Origin of the sequence: Dietzia maris (assembly GCF_014144855.1) — a bacterium.
GTDB classification, from domain to species: Bacteria; Actinomycetota; Actinomycetes; order Mycobacteriales; family Mycobacteriaceae; genus Dietzia; species Dietzia kunjamensis.
Genome location: NZ_JAALDN010000500.1, coordinates 1 through 4,686 on the forward strand (window position 1 = coordinate 1; position 4,686 = coordinate 4,686).

Sequence of the window (4,686 nt, forward strand, 5' to 3'; positions counted from 1 at the left end):
GGAGCCGCGGGGTGGAGCAGGCCGCGGGGTGGAGCAGGCCGCGGCGGGGTCAGGCGCGGCGGGTCAGCGGGGGCGGTCCGGCTGGACCCGGAGGGCGTGCAGCGACGTGGCCAACCCGTCGTACTGCGCCACCAACTGCACCAGCCCCACCAGTTCGGACGAGCCGAGGTGCGACGAGAGCCCGGCCCACGTGTCGGCGGAGATGTCCTTGGTCAGCACCAGCTCGTCGACTGCGGTCAACAGCACACGCAGCCGGTTCGGCCACCCGGCGGTGGCGGGGTCGGCTGTCGTGCGGGTGATCTCGTCGTCGTCGAGACCCACGCCCGCGCCGATCCGCTCGTGGTGGGTCCGCTCGTACGCGCTGCCCCGCAGGTGCGCGACGCGCAGGATGACCAGCTCGGTGGTGCGGCGGTCCAGTACGCCGAACGGCATCATCATCCCGGAGTAGGCGAGCCACGCGGGGAAGAGCCGGCGGGCGTGGCCGAGGGTGGCGAAGAGGTTCACGTCGCGCGAGCCGGTGACGCGTGCACCGAGCCGGTTGACGGCCCAGCCGAACGGGCCGAGCTCCCGGAAGCCGCCGGGCCGGATGCGGGGGACCTGCGCGGCGGTGCCGTCGTGGCTGTCGCTGCTCTCGTGGGGCTGGCTCATGGCCGTCAGGGTAGGCCAGCGGTCCCGCCGGGGGCGGACGGTTGGTCGAGGAGATACGGCGAGAGCGAGGACCGGTGGGCGTCCACCCGCAGCGCGTGGTTGAGCGGCGGGAAGGCCCGCTGCGGGCACGCGGGGCGGTCGCACATGCGGCAGCCGGAGCCGATCTTGGTGGCGGCGTCGACGTCGTCGAGGTCGAGGCCCTGCGCGTACACGGTCCGGTGGGCGTGGCGGGCCTCGCAGCCCAGGCCGATGGCGAACGTCTTGCGCGGCTGGCCGAAACGCATCGGACGGGTGGTGACGGTGCGCGAGACCCACAGGTGGAGGCGGCCGTCGGGCATCTGCGCGACCTGCCGCATGATCTTGCCGGGGAACGAGAACGACTCGTAGATGTTCCACAGCGGGCACGTGCCACCGGAGGTCGTGAAGTGGAACCCGGTCGCGGACTGCCGCTTGGACATGTTGCCGGCGCGGTCGACGCGCACGAAGCTGAACGGCACCCCGGCCGCGCCCGGTCGCTGCAGGGTCGACAGGCGGTGACACACCGTCTCGTAGCCGGTGGCGTGGAAGGCCATGAGCCGCTCCACGTCGTAGCGGAAGTCCTCGGCGGTGTCGAGGAAGCGCTGGTAGGGCATGAGCACGGCGGCGGCGAAGTAGCTGGCCAGGCCGCGCAGCGCGAGCGCGACGGCGGCGGGGGAGCCGAACGAGCCCTCCTCGACGAGACTGTCGAGCAGGTCGCGGTGCTCGAGGAAGGCCAGCTCGGAGGCCACGCGGAACGCCTGCTGACCGGGCGTGAGGTGGGCGGACAGGTCGAGACGACGGTCCTCGGTGGAATAGCGGTGCCACAGCCCGTCGGGCAGGTCGACGCGGCGGACGATGCGGACCCCGTGGGCCTCGGCCAGGCGGTGTTCGAGCTCGGCGCGGACGTCGCCGCGGTTGAGCCGGATGCGGGTGGTGAGATCCTCGGCGGCGGTGTCGAGGGAGTCGATGTAGTTCTGCCGTTGGTAGAAGTAGTCCCGCACCTCCTCGTGCGGCATGGACAGCACCGAGCGGTCGACCGAGCTGTCCGGGACGTTGCGGGTCTCGGTCAGCGCCGCGAGCAGATCCGCGGAGTTGCGGTAGCGCTGGTGCAGGAGCATGAAGGCACGGGCGAGTGCCGGGTGCGCGCGGACGAGGTCGACCACCTCGGCGGCCGGGACCTCGGCGGAGAGCTGCGTGTCGGTGAGCGCCTCGGTGACCGCCGCGATGAGCCGGGTGTCCGAGTCCGAGGCGAAGAACGCGGAGTCCACGCCGTAGACCTCGGAGATCTTCACCAGGACCCGGGAGGTGACGGGGCGGGCGTCCTTCTCGAGTTGGTTGAGGTACGACGACGACAAGCCGAGCGACTGCGCGAAGGCGGCCTGGGTCAGGCCGTTCTCCTCGCGCAGTCGGCGGAGTCGCGATCCCATATGTGAGGCCGTCATCGGCTTTCCCTCCGAGGTCCGTGGCGAGCCCCACAATCTTCGCAAACTTTGCAAAGAAGGCAAAGAAACTCGCCACATTCGCACTTGTCGCAGGTAGACGCGCTGCCTGCCATGTGGCATTGTGTCTGGCGTAAGGGGCCGTAACTCGCAAGAGTGCGAATCCGGACCCGCCCCCGAGACAGAAAAGAGTCGCGATGTCGAACATCGGCAAGGCACGTACCGCTGAAGAGATCCAGCAGGACTGGGACACCAACCCCCGCTGGAAGGGCATCACCCGCAACTACACGGCCGAGCAGGTCGCGGAGCTGCAGGGCACCGTCGTCGAGGAGCACACCCTCGCCCGTCGTGGCGCGGAGATCCTCTGGGACAAGGTCAACAACAAGGACTTCGTCAACTCCCTCGGCGCCCTGACGGGTAACCAGGCCGTCCAGCAGATCCGTGCCGGCCTCGAGGCCGTGTACCTCTCCGGCTGGCAGGTCGCCGGCGACGCCAACCTCTCGGGCCACACCTACCCGGACCAGTCGCTGTACCCGGCCAACTCGGTCCCGACCGTTGTCCGCCGCATCAACAACGCACTGCTGCGTGCCGACGAGATCGCCCGCATCGAGGGCGACACCTCGGTCGAGAACTGGCTCGCCCCGATCGTGGCCGACGCCGAGGCCGGCTTCGGTGGCGCCCTGAACGCCTACGAGCTGCAGAAGGCCATGATCAACGCCGGTGCCGCCGGTGTGCACTGGGAGGACCAGCTCGCGTCGGAGAAGAAGTGCGGCCACCTCGGTGGCAAGGTGCTGATCCCGACCAACCAGCACATCCGCACCCTGACCTCGGCCCGCCTCGCCTCGGACGTCGCCAACGTGCCGTCCGTGATCATCGCGCGCACCGACGCCGAGGCCGCGACCCTCATCACCTCCGATGTGGACGAGCGTGACCGCCCGTTCATCACCGGTGAGCGCACCGCCGAGGGCTTCTACCACGTCAAGAACGGCATCGAGCCGTGCATCGAGCGTGCGAAGGCCTACGCCCCGTTCGCCGACATGATCTGGATGGAGACCGGCACCCCGGATCTCGAGTACGCCAAGAAGTTCGCCGAGGGCGTCAAGGCCGAGTTCCCGGACCAGCTGCTGGCCTACAACTGCTCGCCCTCCTTCAACTGGAAGGCGAACCTGGACGACGAGACCATCGCCAAGTTCCAGAAGGAGCTCGGCGCGATGGGCTTCAAGTTCCAGTTCATCACCCTGGCCGGTTTCCACTCGCTCAACTACGGCATGTTCGATCTGGCCCACGGCTACGCCCGCAACCAGATGACGGCGTTCGTCGAGCTGCAGCAGCGCGAGTTCAAGGCCGCCGAGGAGCGTGGCTTCACCGCCGTCAAGCACCAGCGCGAGGTCGGCGCCGGTTACTTCGACCGCATCGCCACCACGGTCGACCCCAACACGTCCACCGCGGCGCTGAAGGGCTCCACCGAGGAGGGTCAGTTCCACTGACCACCGGTCGACCCCACACGGTCGACGCAGTAACAGCGTGAACACACCGGGGGCCGCGGCCGTCTCGACGAGGCGGCCCGGCCCCCGGTGGTGTCTCCACCCTCAAGTTCCCTCCTCCCGAAGGACCCTGGACAGATGAACAGCTCCCGCGACGGCGCCGACCCGGGGCGGATCACCCGCGTCGGCGTGGTGGGCGCCGGACAGATGGGCGCCGGCGTCGCCGAGGTGTGCGCCCGCGCGCATCTCGACGTCCTCGTCTGGGAGTCCACCCGGGAGCTGACCACCAGCGGCCGCGCCCGCATCCTCGACTCCCTGGACCGGGGAGTGTCCTCCGGCAAGATCACCGCCCGCGAGCGTGAGCAGGCCGCCCTGCGGTTGCGTTTCACCACCGACCTCGGCGACTTCGTCGACCGGCAGCTGGTCATCGAGGCGATCGTCGAGGACACCGACGCCAAGACCGCCGTGTTCCGCGAACTCGACGCGGTCGTCACCGACCCCGACGCCGTCCTGGCCTCCAACACCTCGTCGATCCCCATCATGAAGCTCGGCACGTGTACCGCCCGGCCCGAGCGCGTGATCGGTATGCACTTCTTCAACCCGGTTCCCGTGCTCCCGCTCGTCGAGCTGGTGAGCACCCTCGAGACCGGGGCCGCGGCCCGCGACCGGGCACAGGCGTTCGCCGAGCAGGTCCTGGGCAAACAGGTCGTCCACTCCGCCGACCGCGCCGGGGCCGTGGTCAACGCCCTGCTCGTGCCATACCTGCTCTCCGCCATCCGGATGGCCGAGTCCGGGTTCGCCACCCCGGAGGACATCGACAAGGCCATGGTCCTGGGCTGCGCCCACCCCATGGGGCCGCTCACCCTGGCAGACCTCGTCGGCCTGGACACCATCAAGGCGATCGCCGACTCGATGTACACCGAGTTCGCCGAGCCGCTGTACTCGCCGCCGCCGCTGTTGTTGCGGATGGTCGAGGCGGGCAGGCTCGGCAAGAAGAGCGGCCACGGTTTCTACCGCTATGACGCGCCGCGGGCGATGGCACGCGCCGCGCGCTGAGATCATGTCGTCGTCGTCGTCGTCGTCGTCACAGTCACCGC

4 protein-coding genes are annotated in these 4,686 nt (G+C 69.6%); 2 read left to right on the top strand and 2 right to left on the bottom strand.

The genetic code is table 11. The features are described 5' to 3' along the window. Positions 1 to 63: 63 nt before the first annotated feature. Both G6024_RS15235 and ramB read right to left on the bottom strand, forming a co-directional pair. A complete protein-coding gene (locus tag G6024_RS15235) occupies positions 64 to 648 on the bottom strand; it encodes a carboxymuconolactone decarboxylase family protein (RefSeq protein ID WP_159149092.1) in 585 nt (194 codons plus the stop codon). 5 nt (positions 649 to 653) lie between these two features. Further along, the gene (gene ramB, locus G6024_RS15240) at positions 654 to 2,108 is read right to left on the bottom strand and encodes an acetate metabolism transcriptional regulator RamB (protein WP_159149093.1); all 1,455 of its coding nucleotides are present in this window, start codon (positions 2,106 to 2,108) and stop codon (positions 654 to 656) included. 194 nt (positions 2,109 to 2,302) lie between these two features. On the opposite strand from ramB, the gene aceA reads away from it, so the two are divergent. Continuing rightward, positions 2,303 to 3,592 carry an isocitrate lyase gene (aceA, locus tag G6024_RS15245; RefSeq protein WP_067717135.1) on the top strand — a complete coding sequence of 430 codons (1,290 nt, stop codon included), beginning with the start codon at positions 2,303 to 2,305 and terminating at the stop codon, positions 3,590 to 3,592. 135 nt (positions 3,593 to 3,727) lie between these two features. Next, entirely contained in the window at positions 3,728 to 4,645 is a 918-nt protein-coding gene (locus G6024_RS15250; protein ID WP_067717132.1) for a 3-hydroxybutyryl-CoA dehydrogenase, read from the top strand. Positions 4,646 to 4,686: the final 41 nt, after the last annotated feature.

Excerpts from the sequence above, each read along its gene's own strand:
- ramB (WP_159149093.1), bottom strand. The coding sequence starts at position 2,108 with ATGACGGCCTCACATATGGGATCGCGACTCCGCCGACTGCGCGAGGAG.
- aceA (WP_067717135.1), top strand. The coding sequence starts at position 2,303 with ATGTCGAACATCGGCAAGGCACGTACCGCTGAAGAGATCCAGCAGGAC.
- G6024_RS15250 (WP_067717132.1), top strand. The coding sequence starts at position 3,728 with ATGAACAGCTCCCGCGACGGCGCCGACCCGGGGCGGATCACCCGCGTC.
- G6024_RS15235 (WP_159149092.1), bottom strand. The coding sequence starts at position 648 with ATGAGCCAGCCCCACGAGAGCAGCGACAGCCACGACGGCACCGCCGCG.